The 18323-nt window shown below is 43.8% G+C and carries 13 protein-coding genes and 1 other annotated feature; of the genes, 11 read left to right on the top strand and 2 right to left on the bottom strand.

Translation table 11 applies throughout. The features are described 5' to 3' along the window. Nucleotides 1–55: 55 nt before the first annotated feature. The 11 genes from isdE to leuD all read left to right on the top strand — a co-directional run bounded on the left by isdE (nt 56) and on the right by leuD (nt 13778). Nucleotides 56–919: a heme ABC transporter substrate-binding protein IsdE gene (isdE, locus tag R2B72_RS14055; protein ID WP_318617266.1), complete on the top strand. Its 864-nt coding sequence runs from the start codon at nt 56–58 to the stop codon at nt 917–919. Nucleotides 920–938: 19 nt separating this feature from the next. Then, nucleotides 939–1931 carry an iron ABC transporter permease gene (locus tag R2B72_RS14050; RefSeq protein ID WP_318617265.1) on the top strand — a complete coding sequence of 331 codons (993 nt, stop codon included), beginning with the start codon at nt 939–941 and terminating at the stop codon, nt 1929–1931. After that, nucleotides 1921–2691 carry an ABC transporter ATP-binding protein gene (locus R2B72_RS14045; RefSeq protein ID WP_318617264.1) on the top strand — a complete coding sequence of 257 codons (771 nt, stop codon included), beginning with the start codon at nt 1921–1923 and terminating at the stop codon, nt 2689–2691. The genes R2B72_RS14050 and R2B72_RS14045 overlap by 11 nt, the downstream gene beginning before the upstream one ends. Before the next feature lie 405 nt (nt 2692–3096). Next, nucleotides 3097–4764 (top strand): dihydroxy-acid dehydratase, encoded by a 1668-nt coding sequence (ilvD, locus tag R2B72_RS14040; RefSeq protein WP_318617263.1) that lies wholly within the window; start codon nt 3097–3099, stop codon nt 4762–4764. Between the two features lie 52 nt (nt 4765–4816). Further along, nucleotides 4817–5064: a binding site (T-box leader), on the top strand. Between the two features lie 289 nt (nt 5065–5353). Next, nucleotides 5354–7075, top strand: a complete 1722-nt coding sequence (ilvB, locus tag R2B72_RS14035) for an acetolactate synthase large subunit (protein WP_318617308.1) — start codon at nt 5354–5356, stop codon at nt 7073–7075. Next, nucleotides 7072–7590 (top strand): acetolactate synthase small subunit, encoded by a 519-nt coding sequence (gene ilvN, locus R2B72_RS14030; RefSeq protein WP_318617262.1) that lies wholly within the window; start codon nt 7072–7074, stop codon nt 7588–7590. The genes ilvB and ilvN overlap by 4 nt, the downstream gene beginning before the upstream one ends. 241 nt (nt 7591–7831) lie before the next feature. Then, nucleotides 7832–8866, top strand: coding sequence for a ketol-acid reductoisomerase (gene ilvC / locus R2B72_RS14025; RefSeq protein WP_318617261.1), 1035 nt, complete (start codon nt 7832–7834; stop codon nt 8864–8866). Then, nucleotides 8853–10406, top strand: coding sequence for a 2-isopropylmalate synthase (locus tag R2B72_RS14020; protein WP_318617260.1), 1554 nt, complete (start codon nt 8853–8855; stop codon nt 10404–10406). The genes ilvC and R2B72_RS14020 overlap by 14 nt, the downstream gene beginning before the upstream one ends. Before the next feature lie 19 nt (nt 10407–10425). After that, on the top strand, nt 10426–11526 hold the full coding sequence (leuB, locus tag R2B72_RS14015; RefSeq protein ID WP_318617259.1) for a 3-isopropylmalate dehydrogenase: 1101 nt from the start codon (nt 10426–10428) through the stop codon (nt 11524–11526). A 231-nt stretch (nt 11527–11757) separates the two neighbouring features. Continuing rightward, the gene (leuC, locus tag R2B72_RS14010) at nt 11758–13167 is read left to right on the top strand and encodes a 3-isopropylmalate dehydratase large subunit (protein ID WP_318617258.1); all 1410 of its coding nucleotides are present in this window, start codon (nt 11758–11760) and stop codon (nt 13165–13167) included. Between the two features lie 17 nt (nt 13168–13184). After that, nucleotides 13185–13778: a 3-isopropylmalate dehydratase small subunit gene (gene leuD, locus R2B72_RS14005; RefSeq protein WP_318617256.1), complete on the top strand. Its 594-nt coding sequence runs from the start codon at nt 13185–13187 to the stop codon at nt 13776–13778. A gap of 52 nt (nt 13779–13830) precedes the next feature. Here leuD and R2B72_RS14000 read toward each other — a convergent pair whose 3' ends face one another. Together R2B72_RS14000 and R2B72_RS13995 are read right to left on the bottom strand one after the other, a co-directional pair. Continuing rightward, a complete protein-coding gene (locus R2B72_RS14000) occupies nt 13831–16587 on the bottom strand; it encodes an exosporium glycoprotein BclB-related protein (protein ID WP_318617255.1) in 2757 nt (918 codons plus the stop codon). 242 nt (nt 16588–16829) lie between these two features. Next, on the bottom strand, nt 16830–17903 hold the full coding sequence (locus R2B72_RS13995) for a glycosyltransferase family 2 protein (protein ID WP_318617253.1): 1074 nt from the start codon (nt 17901–17903) through the stop codon (nt 16830–16832). Between the last annotated feature and the right edge of the window lie 420 nt (nt 17904–18323).

Below are 18323 nucleotides of genomic sequence, written 5' to 3'. Positions count from 1 at the left end.
TAACGAGGGCCTTGATTCGACATCAAGACCCTTCTTTAAGGAGTTGTCCTAAAAAATGCGGAAATTTAACTATATGTTGTGCCTGTTGATAGTCGTCATAATGGCGGGTTGTTCATCACAAGATGAGGCTGAAGTAATTGATCCAACGGAAGATCGGATTGTCGCGACGACAGTCGCTTTGACGGAAATTATGGATGCACTTGAACTCGATTTAGTCGGCATACCATCCAGCTACAAAGATTTACCGAAGCGCTATGAAGGCGCAAAAGAAGTGGGCAATCCGATGAGCCCTGATATGGAAATGCTGTTATCGTTGAAACCAACGGAAATACTATCCGTCACAACATTACAATACGATTTGCAAGAGATGTTTGATGAGCGTAATATCGATATGACTTATGTCGATTTGGAAAGTATCGACGCAATGCACAGTGAAATTTTGAAGTTAGGTGAAAAATACGATCGACAGGCGCAAGCACAAGCGATTGTTGATCAATTTGAAGAAAAAGTAGTGGAGATTGAACAGACGGTGGAAGGAAAAGAGCAACCGTCCGTTCTAATTTTGATGGGGATACCAGGCAGTTATCTTGTTGCAACCGAGCATTCTTATATCGGTGACCTTGTGAAGCGCAGTGGTGGGAAAAATGTCATCACTGGGGAAGATGTCGAGTTTTTATCATCCAATACAGAATATTTACAGCAAGCTAAACCAGATATCATTTTAAGGGCAGCACATGGCATGCCTGATGAAGTTGTGAAAATGTTTGATGATGAATTCCGAACAAACGATGTGTGGAAGCATTTTGAAGCCGTGAAAAATGATCGCGTCTATGATTTAGACGAACTTCTATTTGGAACAACAGGTAATCTAGCGGCTGTGGAAGCGTTGGATGAATTGCAGAAAATGTTGTATCCATAAGTAAAAGGTAGGGAATAGGATGTTTGCAAAAAATAAAAAAATGCTTAGTTTTGTCAGCGTGATTGTACTACTTGTAGTTGTTATTATTCAATCAGCCATTACGGGTAGCATAAAAGTTACGCCGTTTGAATTAATTCAAGGGCTCTTCACAGGAACGAATGATAACGTAGCAATCATTAAAGATTTGCGATTACCGCGCATTATCATTGCTTTGTTTGCGGGTGCAACATTATCGGTGGCGGGGGTGCTACTGCAAGCTGTTATGCGTAATCCTTTGGCAGATCCAGGAATTATCGGTGTTTCTGCGGGTGCAGGGTTTATGTCGATAGTGTTTGTGGCTTTATTCCCAACGCTGTATTTCTTTGTGCCTTTATTTGCATTTTTAGGCGGGGCATTGGCGTTTTTCCTTGTCTACTCATTATCCTGGAAATCGGGACTCGACCCACTGCGTATGATTTTAATCGGGATTGCGGTTAATGCCTTGTTCACGGGGCTGAGTCAAGGACTCGGGTTCAGTGGCAGCGCATTAACGCAATCAATGAGCCAGACGATGACTTCGACGTTAACGATGAAAAAGTGGAGTGATGTCGATGTCATTGTTTTATATGGCACGATTGGACTTCTGTTGTCGTTTGGTGTGTATGCATGGTGTAATTATTTAGCGTTGGAAGATCGAACAGCGAAAAATTTAGGCGTCAATGTCAATTTGGCACGCTTTGCCATTTCGCTAATTGCAGTGTTGCTGGCATCTGTTGCAACATCCGTTGCCGGGTTATTTGCATTTGTTGGCTTACTGATCCCGCATATTGGACGTTCGCTAGTCGGTACGGATCATAAAGTCCTCATTCCATTTTCGGCATTGGCGGGGGCGTTGCTGATTTTAACTGCAGACACGCTGGGCAGAACGATTATCGCGCCGAATGAACTACCTGCTTCTATTATCATGGCTGTCATCGGAGGACCTTTCCTCATATTCTTACTGAGAAAGAGTGATCGTATTTATGGACATTAAGGATATTACTTTTTCGTACGATAAAAAAGTCAATACGCTGCATGGTGTCACGAGTACGATTGAAAGTGGGAAAATCACAACGATTATTGGACCAAACGGCTGTGGGAAATCGACGTTGCTCAGCGTGATGTCGAATAATAATGTTGCGCAAAGTGGACATGTTTTATTAGATGGCAAAGCACTTACTGATTTCAAACCGAAGGAACTGGCGAAGAAATTAGCTGTCGTGCATCAGCAAAATAACGCGCCTTCAGACATGACCGTTGAAAAGCTGACGGGCTATGGAAGAATCCCCTATAAAAACCTATTTTCTTCAACAACTGATGAAGATGAGCAGGCCGTAGAGTGGGCACTTGCATGCACGAATTTACTGGATAAAAGAAAAGTACCGATCGACGAATTGTCGGGCGGACAAATGCAACGTGTGTGGATTGCAATGGCGTTAGCGCAAAAAACACCGTATTTATTTTTGGATGAACCAACGACTTATCTTGATATCTATTATCAATTTGAGCTATTGGAATTAATCAAGAGCTTAAATCGCACGCATGGCATGTCGATTGTTATGGTATTGCACGACATTAACCAAGCAATTCGTTATAGCGATACAATCATTGCGATGAAAAACGGCGAAATCGTTGTCAAAGGTGCGCCAAGCAAAGTGATTACCACGCAAACGGTTAAAGAGATTTACGGCGTCAATGTTGTTGTGAAAACAGATGAGCAAGCGGGGATGTATATTGTTCCTGTAGGCATATGAAGTTAAATAGGTAGACACCATTTCAATTATCGAGATGGTGTCTTTTTTTTTGCGCGCCCTGCGCGCAAAGGGTGGTGCGTAGCACAACCCGTGCGTGTAGAAAAATAGACTCACAAAAAAAAATTTAAATTTGTAAATAAATTTTGTGTATGCAATATATCGCGCTACATTGCGATTTGTAAGCGGATTCATTAAAATGGACTATTTGTAATTGGCTAATTATTTAAAAAAGACAGTTGACTCTAGTAGAAATCCAAGATATGATGACATCAATCCAATATTAGTTCGTGATTCAAATCACAAACTGCAAAACGTAAACGTGCAAGATGACAAAATAAGCGAGCAATGAAGAATTGAACTACATTCTTCCTTATTGTGTGAGTGATTTGATTAGGAGAGAGTGCTATGAGAAGTGACATGATCAAAAAAGGTGTGGATCGCGCACCTCACAGAAGTTTGCTTTACGCGACTGGCATTAAAACAAGAGATTTAGAAAAGCCGTTCATCGGCGTATGTAACTCATATATTGATATTATTCCGGGGCATAAACACTTGAACAAATTTGCGGAAATCGTTAAAGAAGCGATTTGGGAAGCTGGTGGAGTACCGTTCGAGTTCAATACCATTGGTGTTGACGATGGAATTGCGATGGGACATATCGGCATGCGCTATTCATTGCCAAGCCGTGAACTCATTGCCGATTCGGCAGAAACTGTTATTAACGCGCACTGGTTTGACGGCGTGTTCTACATACCGAACTGTGACAAAATTACACCCGGTATGTTAATGGCAGCGGTTCGTACGAATGTACCTTCCATATTTGTTTCAGGTGGTCCAATGGAAGCGGGCGTATCTGCAGAAGGTAAGCCACTGTCACTCACTTCAGTATTTGAAGGAGTTGGCGCCTATAAGGCAGGCAAAATGTCAGCTGAAGAATTGCTAGACATTGAAAACAACGCTTGTCCAACATGTGGCTCTTGTTCAGGAATGTTCACCGCAAACTCCATGAACTGTTTGATGGAAATGGTCGGTCTGGCGTTGCCTGGTAACGGTACAATCGTAGCCACTTCAGATGAACGACATAGATTGATTAAAGAAGCTGCAAAGCATTTAATTCGTATGATAAAAGACGATGTAAAACCTCGTGACATCGTGACAAAAGAAGCGATTGACGATGCGTTTGCTTTAGATATGGCAATGGGTGGTTCAACTAATACAGTATTGCACACGTTAGCCCTTGCACATGAAGCAGAAATTGATTATAACGTTCATGATATTAATGTGGTGGCAGAGCGCGTTCCTTATTTAGCGAAAATTATGCCAGCTTCAGACGTGTCAATGGATGATATTTTTAAAGCGGGCGGCGTCAGTTCAATTATTAATGAATTGACAAAAATACCAGGTGCCATTCACCCCAATCGTATTACCGTAACCGGCCAAACGATTGCTGAAGATGTCGCAGATTATCCGATTCTCAATGACAAAGTCATTCGTACAAAAGATAATCCACATAGTCCGGTCGGCGGCTTATCCGTATTATTCGGTAACATTGCGCCGGACGGTGGAGTTATTAAAGTGGGAGCTGTCGATCCATCGATTAAAGAATTCCGTGGTGAAGCAATCGTCTTTGAATCGCAAGATGATGCACAAGAGAATATCGATAATGGTACTGTACGCGAAGGCCATGTCGTTGTGATTCGTTACGAAGGACCAAAAGGTGGACCAGGAATGCCGGAAATGCTTGCGCCGACATCCGCGATTCAAGGACGTGGTTTAGGCACGAAGGTAGCCCTCATTACTGACGGACGTTTCTCAGGGGCTTCCCGAGGTATTTCAATCGGACATATCTCTCCAGAAGCTGCTGATGGCGGACCAATTGCACTTGTTGAAAATGGCGATATTATCGCTATTGATTTGATAAATAGAACAATTGAGCTTGAAGTTACTGATGAAGTGTTAGCAGAGCGTCAATCGAAATTACAACCGTTCGAACCGAAGATTAAAAAAGGCTGGTTAGCTAGATATTCAGCACTTGTGACTTCTGCAAGTACTGGCGGCGTTATGAAAATTTAACTTAATTCTGTCAAATTAAGTTATCCTCCGACGCAATGATCAAATTGAATATAACAACTCGTTGATGAGGTAAAAGTAGTTGGAACTTCGTATTCACAGAGAGCCGGTCGTGCTGGAAGCCGGTAATACAACCAACTGCGACATCCCCTCGGAGTGGATTGCTGAAACTCGTGTAACAATAGGCAATCTCGGGCGTAGAGAAATCTGTGCTCGTTAGCAACGAATAGACTCGTCTATTCATAAGGTAGCGAATTTGCTACGAACAAGGGTGGTACCATGAAAAGTTTTTTCATCCCTATGTAAAGAAGACTATTTCTTTGCGTGGGTGAAAAGACTTTTTTATATTCACCCAGCAGAAAGTTCCTGCTGGATGAATATAAAGGAAGGCAACCTAAGTTCGCCGCGTCCTGCGGCAATGGTTGCATGACCTACATCCTGTAGGCCTCAAGCTCGATTCAAAATCTGGACGCAATTATGCCAAGGCATAATTGATTACAAGAAGAATTGATTGATTATTCATAACCATAAAACAGTAAGGAGGAGTTTGTAGATGAATGCAGGCGTTCAAGCGAAGCAAGTAACCAACGAAATGGCCCTAGAGACTGTGACAGAACAACAAACAAGCCAACCGAAAGATGGGTCAGCTGTTCTTATTCAAGCATTGAAGGACCAAGGTGTCGAAGTTGTCTTCGGTTATCCTGGAGGGGCTGTTTTACCGATTTATGATGCTTTGTATCAAAACCCAATTTCCCATGTACTTGCCCGCCACGAACAAGGTGCGATTCATGCGGCTGAAGGGTATGCACGTGTTTCTGGAAAACCTGGTGTTGTCATTGCCACATCCGGTCCTGGAGCAACAAACTTAGTGACAGGCATTACGGATGCCATGATGGATTCACTACCACTTGTTGTTTTCACAGGCCAAGTTGCGACATCAGTTATTGGAACGGATGCTTTCCAGGAAGCGGATATTATTGGTATTACACAACCCATCACAAAGCATAATTACCAGGTGAATGACGTGTCGGATTTACCAAGAATTATCAAAGAAGCATTCCATATTGCTTCAACAGGACGAAGAGGTCCAGTTCTTGTGGATATCCCGAAAAATATTGCAACGAGCTTGTTTTTATCGACGGATGACATGAATGCGCCGGTTAATTTACCAGGTTATCAGCCGACGACGACGCCGAATTTTTTACAAATACAAAAAGCAGCACAAGCGATTTCTCAAGCGAAAAAACCGCTTATCCTTGCAGGCGCAGGTATTCTTCATGCACAGGCAATGGACGAATTGAAAGAGTTTGTGGAAAAACATCAAATCCCAGTAACGAATACACTTCTTGGATTAGGTAGTATCCACGGTGCTCACAACATGTTCCTTGGAATGGCAGGCATGCACGGAACGGTTACTGCCAATATGGCTCTTTATCAATGTGATGTTCTCATCAATATTGGTGCACGATTTGATGACAGGCTAACGGGCAATCTAGAGAAATTCGCGCCAAATGCCAAAGTCATTCATATCGACATCGATCCAGCTGAAATCGGCAAAAATGTACCAACAGACATTCCGATTGTGGCAGATGCTAAAGAAGCACTGCAAGCATTGTTACAGCAAGAAATTACGCTGACGGAAACAGAAGAGTGGATGACATACTTGGAAGAATCTCAAAACGAGTATCCTTTATGGTATAACACGGATGATGAGGCGGTACTTCCGCAACAAGCAGTTGAGATTATCCATCGAGTAACGAATGGTGATGCCATTGTAACGACAGACGTTGGGCAGCATCAGATGTGGGCGGCGCAATATTACCCGCTCAACAATCCAGATCACTGGGTCACTTCCGGAGGGCTTGGAACAATGGGATTCGGCTTCCCAGCAGCAATTGGCGCTCAACTGGCAAAACCAGACAAACGAGTCGTAGCCATTGTTGGCGATGCAGGCTTCCAAATGACTGCACAGGAATTGTCTTTACTACAAGAACTTCGTATTCCTGTCAAAGTCGTTATTTTGAACAATCAAGCGCTCGGTATGGTTCGTCAATGGCAGGAAACGTTCTATGAAGAACGCTTCTCACAATCATTGATTCCTGTACAACCGGATTTTGTCAAACTGGCAGAAGCGTATGACATCAAAGGATACCGCATTGAAACTTTGGAAGAAGCTGAAACAGTGTTCCAAGAAGCACTATTATCGGATGAACCGGTTCTTATTGATTGTCGCGTGAAGCAGTTGGAAAACGTCTATCCGATGGTGGCGCCAGGTAAAGGCGTACATGAAATGATTGGAGTGAGCCGGAAATGAGAAGAGTCATTACAGTAACGGTGATCAATCAAAGTGGTGTATTGAATCGGGTGACGGGTCTACTGATGAAAAGACAGTTCAATATTGAAAGTATTACTGTCGGTCACACCGAACAGCCTGGCATGTCGAAAATGACATTCATCGTCCATGTGGAAGATGAGCAGAAAATCGAGCAGCTCGTCAAACAGCTGTCCAAACAGATTGATGTGCTCAAGGTCAATGACATTACGGATAACTCCATTGTGATGCGGGAGCTAGCGCTCGTGAAAGTCATTTCACCGCCACATGTTAGAAGTGAAATGAACAGCATCATCGAGCCATTCCGGGCGAGAATTTTGGATTCAAGTAAGAGTGTTGTTACCTACCAAGTTGTCGGTCATCCGGAGAAAATTGAAGCGTTCATTGAACTGCTGAAACCATACGGCATCAAGGAATTGACGCGAACAGGTGCAACAGCGATGACGCGCGATATGCAAAAAATCCAATCGCCACAGCTTTCTATTTTGAAACAATAATCAATTACAAATAATCAATTACGCCTTGGCGTAATTGCGTCCGGATTTTTTTCGAGCTTGGGGCCTACAGGAAGTAGGTCATGCAGTCGTTGCGACAGGACGTCGCGCATTTAGACTGCCTTCTAAGCACCCCTAAAAATCCGTGACATCCGCCGGAGGCTTTATCTGGCACAGATAAAAGTGATTCATTGCAACACCATATAAAAATAAAAAACAAACAACCCACTAGGAGGAAATTATTATGACAAAAATGTATTATAACCAAGATATCAACGAGGCAGTTCTACAAGATAAGAAAATTGCAATTATCGGCTACGGTTCACAAGGTCATGCACATGCTCGCAACTTGCAAGATTCAGGATTTAATGTAGTTGTTGGCGTACGTCCAGGTAAATCTTTCGACCAAGCGAAACAAGATGGATTGCAAGTAACAACTGTCAAAGAAGCTTCAGAACAAGCGGACTTTATCATGATTCTATTGCCAGATGAAAGACAAAAACAAGTCTATGAAGAAGAAATTCTTCCAGCTCTTTCAGCAGGGAAATCACTTGTATTCGCACACGGTTTCAACGTTCACTTCGGTCAAATTAAACCACCAGCGGATGTTGATGTATTCCTAGTAGCACCAAAAGGACCAGGACATCTCGTTCGTAGAACATTTGAAGCTGGCGCAGGTGTACCTGCATTGTTCGCAATTTATCAAGACGTATCTGGTAATGCGAAAGACGTTGCACTTGCATACGCAAAAGGGATTGGTTCTGCGCGCGGTGGTGTTCTTGAAACAACATTTGAAGAAGAAACAGTTACGGATCTATTCGGTGAGCAAGCAGTCCTTTGTGGTGGCTTAACATCACTCGTGAAAGCAGGATTTGAAACGCTTGTAGAAGCAGGATACCAACCAGAACTTGCTTATTTTGAAACATTGCACGAAACAAAACTGATCGTTGACTTGATGTATGAAGGCGGAATGGCAGGCATGCGCTACTCAATCTCGGATACAGCTGAGTGGGGCGACTTCGTATCAGGCCCACGCGTTGTCGATGCAGATACAAAAGCACGCATGAAAGATATTTTGACAGACATTCAATCAGGTAAATTTGCAACAGAATGGATTGCGGAAAACGAAAATGGTCGTCCAAACTTCAATCGCATTGAACAAGAAGAAGCGAAACACCAAATTGAAGAAGTCGGTCAAAAACTTCGTGCGATGATGCCGTTTGTGAATGAAGGTGCAAAATCAAAAGAGGAAGAAGTGGTGGGTAGTGCGACGAATTGACATATTTGATACAACACTTCGGGACGGTGAACAATCAGCCGGCATTAATCTAAATACGGCTGAGAAGTTAGAAATTGCAAAACAGCTTGAACGATTCGGGGCAACGATTATTGAAGCAGGGTTTCCTGCTTCATCCCCGGGTGATTTTGAAGCGGTTCAACGCATTGCGAATACGGTAAAGAATTCGACAGTGACAGGTCTTGCTCGGGCGATGAAAAGCGATATTGAAACGTCGTGGGAAGCACTTCGTGGTGCGGAACAACCTCATCTACACGTCTTTTTAGCAACATCACCCATTCATATGGAATACAAGCTGCAAAAAACGCCTGATCAAGTAGTGGATATTGCAGTAGAAGCTGTGAAATATGCACGTAAATTTTTCCCGACAGTGCAATGGTCGGCAGAAGATGCATTCCGCTCAGACTGGGAATTCCTCGTCCGTATTATCAATCAAGTCATTGTAGCGGGCGCAACAGTTATTAATATTCCCGATACAGTCGGCTATGCCACGCCTAAGGAATACGGTGCCCTATTCAAATTTTTGAAAGAAAATGTGACAGGAATCGACAAGGTTAAGCTATCGGCACATTGCCATAATGACCTAGGAATGGCCGTTGCCAATTCGATTGCTGCGATTGAAAACGGTGCAGAACAGGTTGAAGGAACCATCAATGGTATCGGTGAGCGAGCGGGTAACGCAGCACTCGAAGAAATTGCAGTTGCACTACATATCCGCAAAGATTTTTATGGTTTTGAAACAGGCATCAATTTACAGGAAATTAAACGCACAAGTCAGCTCGTTAGCCAATTGACGGGTGTTGTGATCCAACCGAACAAAGCAATCGTCGGGAAAAATGCTTTTGCACATGAATCAGGAATTCACCAAGATGGTTACCTAAAAAATCGTCAAACGTATGAAATTATTACACCAGAATTAATCGGTGATAAAACAGAGCCACTGGCACTCGGTAAGCACTCTGGGCGCCATGCCTTCAAAGACCGCGCCATTACAATGGGCTTTGAATTAAATGATGAGAAATTAAATCAAGCGTTTGCAGAGTTTAAAAAACTGGCAGACCGTAAAAAAGAAATTACTGAAGATGATCTGTTCGTTTTATTCACAGATCAGCAAATTAAATATAAAGATACACCTGTCTATGAATTGAAGAATGTCCAAGTGCAATACGGCACGGCTAATATTCCAACGGCGACTGTATCAGCAGTTGAACCAAGTGGTGAAGTAATCACTGTCGCCGCGACGGGTGCAGGGTCGGTGGAAGCCATTTTCAATACATTGGAACAGCTTGTCACAGGGGAAGTCCATATTCTCGATTATCGCGTAACTTCTATTGGAAAAGGGCGCGATGCACTTGGGGAAGCGGTTGTCAATTTAAGCATTGACGGCGAAGTATCGATTGGCCGCGATGTTGCCCAGGACGTGTTGGAGGCATCTGCGAAAGCTTATTTGAATGCTATTAACAGACATTTGATGAAAACAGCGTCGCCAGTGAGAGCAGCTGTTGTGACGGAATCAAATTAAAACAAGGAGGAGAGTTCCTATGGAAAAGAGAGTAGCAGTATTACCAGGCGATGGAATCGGTCCAGAAGTGACAGCAGCGGCAGTGAAGGTGCTAGAAACGATTGGAAGACGCTTTAATCATACATTTCATATTGAATACGGGGCAATCGGCGGCAATGCGATTGACCAATTTAACAATCCACTTCCGGCTGAAACAATTAAACTTTGCGAAGAGAGTGATGCTGTCCTCCTTGGAGCAGTAGGTGGACCAAAATGGGATCAAAATCCATCGGAGCTACGGCCAGAAAAAGGGCTGCTTGCGATTCGAAAACATTTTGACCTATTTGCTAATCTTCGTCCAGTAGCAGCTGTACCATCTTTGCTCCATGCCTCTCCTCTAAAAGAAGAAGTAGCTAGAGATGTCAATATGATGATTGTGCGTGAATTAACGGGCGGCATCTATTTTGGCCAACCGAGCAGGCGGACAGAGAAATCAGCTGTGGATACATTGGTTTATACACGAGAAGAGATTGAACGTATCGTGGAAAAAGCCTTTGAATTAGCTAGATTGCGTCGAGGTAAAGTGACGTCAGTTGATAAAGCGAACGTACTGGAGTCGAGCAAGCTATGGCGCGAAGTAGTGGAAGAGAAGAAAAAAGCGTATCCAGATATCGAAGTGGAGCACGCATTGGTTGACTCTTGTGCGATGAAATTGATTACGAATCCAGCAACATTCGATGTTGTCGTTACGGAAAACATGTTTGGTGATATTTTGAGTGATGAAGCATCTGTTATTACAGGTTCACTTGGTGTACTGCCATCTGCCAGTATTAATGGTGACAATTTCGGACTGTATGAGCCGGTACATGGCTCTGCGCCTGAAATTGCGGGTCAAGGGATTGCTAACCCCGCTGCAACGATTTTGTCGGTAGCAATGATGTTGAAGTATTCCTTTGACTTGAAAACGGAGGCGGCAGCCATTGAAGCTGCGGTCAATACGGTATTCGAGGATGGATTCTTCACAGCGGATCTTGCGGCGGAGGGCCAACGGGTATTATCGACAAAAGAATGGACGGACAAAGTTGTGGATGAATTAGATACACAATCCGTTTCCAATAGTATTATGTTTTCATATGTTTGATTTAGTTCCGCAGAGGCGGAATTGATAAGTACATTGAATCGGAGAGGGGAAGGGTATTACACCTGTTTTCCCTCTTAGATATTTTATCAGTGAGGAATGAAGTTCAATTCCCCACTGATAAAGCCTCCGGCGGATGTCACGGATTTCTAGGGAAACTTTTCGAGCAAGCTCGAAAAAAATCCGGACGCAATCACGCCAAGGCGTGATTGATTATAGAAAGGAGAAGCACACATGGCTAAAAATATTATTGAAAAGATTTGGGATCAGCATATCGTCTATGAAGAACAGGGGAAGCCGGATTTGCTCTACATCGACCTTCATTTATTGCATGAAGTGACTTCTCCACAGGCTTTTGAGGGGTTAAGATTAGCGAATCGGACTGTGCGTCGACCTGATTTGTGCTTTGCAACGATGGATCATAACGTGCCAACGCGTAACAGGGATGCCATTAAAGATCCGATTGCCCGCAAGCAAATTAATACCTTGCAATCCAACTGTGATGAATTCGGCGTTGAGCTTGCCAATATGGATCATCCAGATCAAGGGATTGTCCATATTATTGGGCCAGAACTTGGACTGACACAGCCTGGAAAAACAATCGTCTGTGGAGATAGCCACACGTCCACACACGGAGCGTTTGGAGCCATTGCATTTGGTATTGGAACGAGTGAAGTCGAGCACGTGTTATCAACGCAAACGTTGTGGCAAACTAAGCCGAAAACGATGGAAATTCGTGTCAATGGCAAACTTGGTTTCGGTGTGACAGCGAAAGATATTATTTTAGCGATTATCGCAAAGTTTGGCATTGATATGGGAACAGGTCATATCGCTGAATATACAGGCGAAGCCATCCGCAATCTGACGATGGAGGAACGGATGACGATTTGTAATATGTCGATTGAAGCGGGTGCAAAAGCTGGTTTAATCAGCCCGGATGAAACGACGATCGCTTACTTAAAAGGTCGCAAGCATGTACCAGAAGGTGACGCATTCGATAAGGCGGCAGCAACGTGGCTAGCCCTTGCATCAGACGAAGGCGCGACGTATGACACAGTTGTTGAAATTGACGCGGATGAAATCGAGCCATTTGTGACATGGGGAACGAACCCTGCTATGGGATCGGGTATTACATCACATGTTCCTTATGCGAAGGATTTTGAATCTGAGTCGGATAAAGAGGCTTTGAAACAGGCACTTGCTTATATGGGCCTTGAAGAAGGCGCACCTTTGACTTCGATTGACATTCAACATGTTTTCATAGGCTCATGCACAAATGCGAGATTAAGTGACTTGCGCGCTGCTGCCAAAGTGATTGAAGGCAAGAAAGTCCATTCCTCTGTTACTGCGATTGTCGTCCCTGGTTCACGTACTGTTAAAAAACAGGCGGAAGAGGAAGGGCTGGATGCTATTTTCCTGGAAGCTGGATTTGAGTGGCGCGAGTCGGGATGCAGTATGTGTCTGGCAATGAATGATGATGTTGTACCAACTGGAGAACGCTGTGCTTCGACATCAAATCGTAACTTCGAAGGGCGTCAAGGTGCCGGTGCGCGTACACATTTGATGAGTCCAGCAATGGCTGCGGCTTCTGCAATTGCGGGTCATTTCGTTGACGTCAGAGAATTGCAAGCTACAAAAGCATAACGGAGGGAGATGAGAGTATGGAACCCATTAATAAAGTCGTCAGTGTCGTGACGCCACTTGATCGTAAAAATGTTGACACAGACCAGATAATCTCGAAAGAATTCCTGAAACGGATTGAACGTACTGGATTCGGTAAGTATGTATTTTATCATTGGCGCTTTCATGAGGATGGTAGTGAAGTGAAAGATTTCGTCCTCAACGATGAGCGATTCAAAGGCTCTAAAATTTTGGTTGCTCATGAAAACTTTGGTTGCGGTTCTTCTAGGGAACATGCGCCATGGTCCATTTTGGATTATGGATTCAATGTCGTCATCGCCCCGAGTTTTGCGGATATTTTTCACAACAACTGTATGAAGAACGGCTTGCTGCCTATTAAATTAACTGTTTCTGAAGTAGAAGAGCTATTGGCGAATGGTCAACAGCAGCCTTATTCAGTGGAGGTTAATTTGGAAAAGCAGACGGTGACAGGGCAGGATGGTAAGACGTATTCGTTTGACATTGATCCATATTATAAACAGATGTTGTTAAACGGTTGGGATGAAATCTCGTTGACATTCCAATATGAAGAGCATATTGCGAAGTATGAAGAACGAGTGAAACAATCAGTATAATAGAGGGCCCCTTTCATTTATCGAGATGAAAGGGGCTTTTTATGTGTTTGTCCTAATTGATGGTTAGTCCCGCACTTGCTGCGCCTGTTAACGTATTTACTAGATTCACGCCGCTAGCAGTTGCAGAAAACACCATCAGTAAACGGTCGCCCGCACTGACATTGAATGGAGAAGAACTTGCGGTGTTAGTCACTATGGTACCGATTGAGATGGTACTTGGGAAAGCTAGACTGACAGTCACTCCGGTTGCGTTAAAGACATTACTGTTTCCGGTTGCTCGATAGACCTCTGCATGAACTGTTAGTGTAGACAATGGAAGGTTTAGTCCTACGGTGCTGATGAAGAATGCAGATATATTTGTCAACGTTCCATTTCGAGGGACCATAAATCCAAAGTTACTAAGAGCCGGTAGAGTGAATGAACCACTGGCAATTGAGACGCCTGCCATAGAAGTCCCGAATCCTACAAGAGCTGGGGTGCCAACTAATCCTAGGGCTATTGTATTCAATGTGACGACTGTAGTTCCTGATGCAAATGGTATGATCGAACTGGCGCCTGGTATGCCTTGAATTCCCTGGGCCCCGGTTTGACCTTTCTCTCCATCTTCTCCTTTCGCTCCAGTTGACCCTGTAGCTCCAGTTACACCAGTTGCTCCCCGAATACCTTGAATGCCTTGAAGCCCTTGAGCTCCTGTAGCTCCTGTAGCTCCAGTTATACCTTGGATACCCTGAAGCCCTTGAAGTCCCGTAGCTCCAGTAACGCCTTGAATTCCTTGTATACCCTGAATTCCTTGAGGTCCCGTATCACCAGTAACGCCTTGGATTCCTTGAATACCCTGAATTCCTTGAGGTCCCGTATCACCAGTAACGCCTTGAATTCCTTGAATACCCTGAAGCCCTTGAGGCCCCGTATCACCAGTAACGCCTTGAATACCCTGAAGTCCTTGCGGCCCCGTATCACCGGTAACGCCTTGAATACCCTGAAGCCCTTGAGGTCCCGTATCACCAGTTACCCCTTGAATTCCTTGGATACCCTGAATTCCCTGAATTCCTTGAGGTCCTGTATCGCCAGTAACGCCTTGAATACCCTGAATTCCTTGAGGTCCTGTATCGCCAGTAACGCCTTGAATACCCGGAATTCCTTGAGGTCCTGTATCACCAGTAACGCCTTGTATTCCTTGAATACCCTGAAGCCCTTGAGGTCCCGTATCACCAGTAACGCCTTGAATACCTTGAATTCCTTGCGGTCCCGTATCACCAGTAACACCTTGAATACCCTGAATTCCTTGCGGTCCTGTATCACCAGTAACACCTTGGATTCCTTGAATACCCTGAAGCCCTTGAGGTCCCGTATCACCAGTTACCCCTTGAATTCCTTGTATACCCTGAATACCTTGAGGTCCCGTATCGCCAGTAACGCCTTGGATTCCTTGAATACCTTGAATTCCTTGCGGTCCTGTATCACCAGTAACACCTTGAATACCCTGAATTCCTTGAGGCCCCGTATCACCAGTACCGCCTTGGATCCCTTGAATACCTTGAATTCCTTGCGGTCCTGTATCACCAGTAACGCCTTGAATACCCTGAATTCCTTGCGGCCCCGTATCACCGGTAACGCCTTGGATGCCTTGAATACCCTGAAGCCCTTGAGGCCCCGTATCACCGGTAACACCTTGGATTCCTTGTATACCCTGAATTCCTTGCGGTCCCGTATCACCAGTAACGCCTTGAATTCCTTGAATACCCTGAAGCCCTTGAGGTCCCGTATCACCAGTAACGCCTTGGATTCCTTGTATACCCTGAATTCCTTGCGGTCCCGTATCACCAGTAACGCCTTGGATTCCTTGAATACCTTGAAGCCCTTGAGGCCCCGTATCACCAGTTACCCCTTGAATTCCTTGAAGTCCTTGCGGTCCTGTATCACCAGTAACGCCTTGGATTCCTTGTATACCCTGAATTCCTTGCGGTCCCGTATCACCGGTAACGCCTTGGATTCCTTGTATACCCTGAATTCCTTGAGGTCCTGTATCGCCAGTAACGCCTTGAATACCCTGAAGCCCTTGAGGTCCCGTATCACCAGTAACGCCTTGGATTCCTTGTATACCTTGAAGTCCTTGCGATCCTGTATCACCAGTAACGCCTTGGATTCCTTGAATACCCTGAAGCCCTTGAGGTCCCGTATCACCAGTAACGCCTTGGATTCCTTGGATACCCTGAATACCTTGAGGTCCCGTATCACCAGTAACGCCTTGAATTCCTTGTATACCCTGAATACCTTGAGGTCCCGTATCGCCAGTAACGCCTTGGATTCCTTGAATACCCTGAATTCCTTGCGGTCCCGTATCACCAGTAACGCCTTGGATTCCTTGAATACCCTGAATTCCTTGCGGCCCCGTATCACCGGTTACGCCTTGGATACCTTGAATACCCTGAAGCCCTTGAGGCCCCGTATCACCAGTAACGCCTTGTATTCCTTGAATACCCTGAAGCCCTTGAGGCCCCGTATCGCCAGTAACGCCTTGGATTCCTTGTATACCCTGAATTCCTTGCGGTCCCGTATCACCGGTCACTCCTTGAATACCTTGTATTCCTTGCGGTCCTGTATCGCCGGTAACGCCTTGGATTCCTTGAGGTCCCGTATCGCCAGTAACGCCTTGAATACCCTGGAGTCCTTGAGGTCCTTGTGCGCCAGTCGCTCCAGTGGCTCCTTGACAACTTTGGCAGCAAATACTGCAGCTATAACAACCCTCGCATTTCTTACGTTCATTACAGTGATTAAAACCATGTCTTGCATAACTATAAAACTCCATTTTTTCACCTCCTATCTGTAACATCCTATTCTGGTGATGTATGAAGTGAGGGGCAATCAACTACTTGTCTTCAAAATACTTATATCAAATCAATCAATTCTAAAATTACCCGTTTCAATTAAAAAGGCGGATGATGATATAATTATTTATTTGAATATTCATGAATGTGATGTTTTGTTTTCGTAGTTTGCAACGAAACGCGCCGAGTGTGCAACCAATCCCGCGTCCGTCAGAAACAGTAATCAATCTAGTTTAATAATTGTTTCCAAATATTTCTTATTACCCGTTATTCTGTCATCCATCGGTTTATACTTCCGGGCTAACTCGTTATGGTGATAGGCTTTATCGTAATGTTTCAATCTATCATAGAGGACACATAATTGAAGATGGGGTAGCCAAGTCGAAAATGCAGTGTTTTGAAAACTTAACTGCTGTTGTTCTTCATACAGCAACGCTTGATGATACCAGTAAATAGCTGCTTCATTTTTGCCCTGTTCCATAAAATAATAGCCAAGTCGACAACAAGTCTCGGGGCGCGGAACATCATAAATAAGAGTTTGTAAAATTGCGAGTAGAGCACTGTCTTTGTCATTTAATTCATAATAGCAATCGGCAAGCTTCAAACATGCCCGAACATTATCCTCCACCCAGCCTAATTTTGAATCTAGAAATTTTCTATAATAATTGCTAGCTTCTTCAAAAAGACCATGATCCGTCAATTCATTAGCGTAATAGAATGTATCTCGCGGGGAGAGTGTTTCTCCGGATTCGATTAACTTACGATAAATTCTAAGATTGCGTTCCTGATCATGACTTAAAGGGAGGTGGGTGACGGCGACATCACTATCCACTAGATTTCCAGATACTGAAAGAAACTCATGAACTGCGCCAATCCATTGGAAATTGCTTTCTTTTTTAACTAAGCGATATCGTCTCAAGCGGGAAGTTACATTTCCCATATCGTCAAAACTTAAATGATAGTTAAATGAAACCGCATCGGTTGAAGGCGACAATGACTGTTTCAGCAATGTGAACTTCTGCTGATCTTCCTTTGTAAAAATGTCATCAGCATCCAACCAAAGAATGTAGTCCTTCGTAGCTTGTTGAAATGAAAAATTGCGTGCTGCTGCAAAATCATCAATCCACTGAAAGTCAACAATACGGTCCGTATAGTTTTTTACAATTTCTTTTGTTCTGTCATTGGATCCCGTATCTACAATAACAATCTCATCGACTAGCCCACTAACCGACTCTAAGCATCTTCCGATGACCTCTTCTTCATTTTTAACAATCATGCATAAACTTATTGTTATCATTTTTATCCCTCCGAGCATTCACACTATATATATGCAAGAAGGGATAGTATGTTAGCCGTTATGAATGTATATATTATTTTATAAAAAAATAATGGGACTGGGATGAGGGGAAAAAAGAGTGTTTTTGCCGTTTTAAAAGGAATCACTATTAGTCGTCTATTGTGAATTCACTAAGCAATTCGGAGTTGTCCGTAAAGTTTACTTGGTGTTTGAAAGATGTTATCTTAGGTAAAGTTGAAATTTATTATGTTCGTAACATCTGTGAAAACGGTTACAACTATAATGTCAAAAAGGGGCACTAGGACTGCATATAAAAAACTATGAAAATAGTTAAAAGTCTATTGATAGCATGCCTATTTTTCCGTGCAAAGGGTAAAGGATTTGTACGGAGGTGATGTTGATGAAACGATATCGTATATG

The organism is Sporosarcina sp. YIM B06819, from assembly GCF_033485175.1.
Lineage (GTDB): Bacteria > Bacillota > Bacilli > Bacillales_A > Planococcaceae > Sporosarcina.
Note: the sequence above shows the minus strand (reverse complement) of the source record. Positions and strands in the feature narration are given on the sequence as shown.